Source organism: Calidifontimicrobium sp. SYSU G02091, from assembly GCF_022631395.1.
In the GTDB taxonomy this organism is placed as follows: domain Bacteria; phylum Pseudomonadota; class Gammaproteobacteria; order Burkholderiales; family Burkholderiaceae_C; genus Calidifontimicrobium; species Calidifontimicrobium sediminis.
Window position 1 is genome coordinate 1 of record NZ_JALBGB010000083.1, and the last position, 1,163, is coordinate 1,163.

Annotated in this window: 1 protein-coding gene; it reads right to left on the minus strand. The window is 69.9% G+C overall.

The window, feature by feature from the left end:
• Positions 1 to 2: 2 nt before the first annotated feature.
• The coding region (locus MOJ79_RS18845) for an acyl-CoA dehydrogenase (protein WP_241925537.1) at positions 3 to 1,163 on the minus strand (1,161 nt) is incomplete at its 5' end.

Genomic DNA, 1,163 nt, shown 5'->3' on the forward strand with positions numbered 1-1,163 from the left:
CGTCAGAACGCCGCGATGCCGGTGATCGCGCGCCCGAGGATCAGCGCGTGGATGTCGTGCGTGCCCTCGTAGGTGTTGACGACCTCCAGGTTCACCAGGTGGCGCGCGATGCCGAACTCGTCGCTGATGCCGTTGCCGCCGAGCATGTCGCGCGCCGTGCGCGCGATCTCCAGCGCCTTGCCGCAGCTGTTGCGCTTGAGCAGCGACGTCGCCTCGATCGACGCCGTGCCGGCGTCCTTCATGCGCCCGAACACCAGGCAGCCCTGCAGCCCCAGCGCGATCTCGGTGGCCATGTCGGCGAGCTTCTTCTGCACCAGCTGGTTGGCCGCCAGCGGACGGCCGAACTGCTTGCGGTCGAGCACGTACTGGCGCGCGGTGGCGTAGCAGAACTCGGCCGCGCCGAGCGCACCCCACGCGATGCCGTAGCGCGCGCTGTTCAGGCACGTGAACGGGCCCTTGAGGCCGCGCACCTCGGGGAACGCGTTCTCGTCGGGGCAGAACACGCCGTCCATCACGACCTCGCCGGTGATGCTCGCGCGCAGCCCCACCTTGCCGTGGATCGCCGGTGCCGACAGGCCCTTCCACCCCTTCTCGAGCACGAAGCCGCGGATCTGCCCGTCGTCGTCCTTGGCCCAGACGACGAACACGTCGGCGATCGGGCTGTTGCTGATCCACATCTTCTGCCCCGTCAGGCGCCACCCGCCTTCGACCTTGCGCGCGCGCGTGGTCATGCTCGCCGGGTCCGAGCCGGCGTTGGGTTCGGTCAGACCAAAGCAGCCGATCCACTCGCCCTTGGCGAGCCTGGGCAGGTACTTCTGCTTCGTCGCCTCGTTGCCGAACTCGTGGATCGGCACCATCACGAGCGAGGACTGCACGCTCATCATCGAGCGGTAGCCCGAGTCGACGCGCTCGACCTCGCGCGCGATCAGGCCGTAGGCGACGTAGTTCAGCCCCGCGCCGCCGTAGGCCTCGGGGATCGTCGGGCCCAGCAGCCCGAGCTCGCCCATCTCGCGGAAGATCGCCGGCTCGGTGCGCTCGGCGCGGAAGGCGTCTTTGACGCGCGGCGCGAGCCGTTCCTGGCAGTACGCGTGCGCGGCGTCGCGCACCGCGCGCTCGTCGGCGCTCAGCTGCGCATCGAGCAGCAGCGGGTCGTCCCAGTGGAA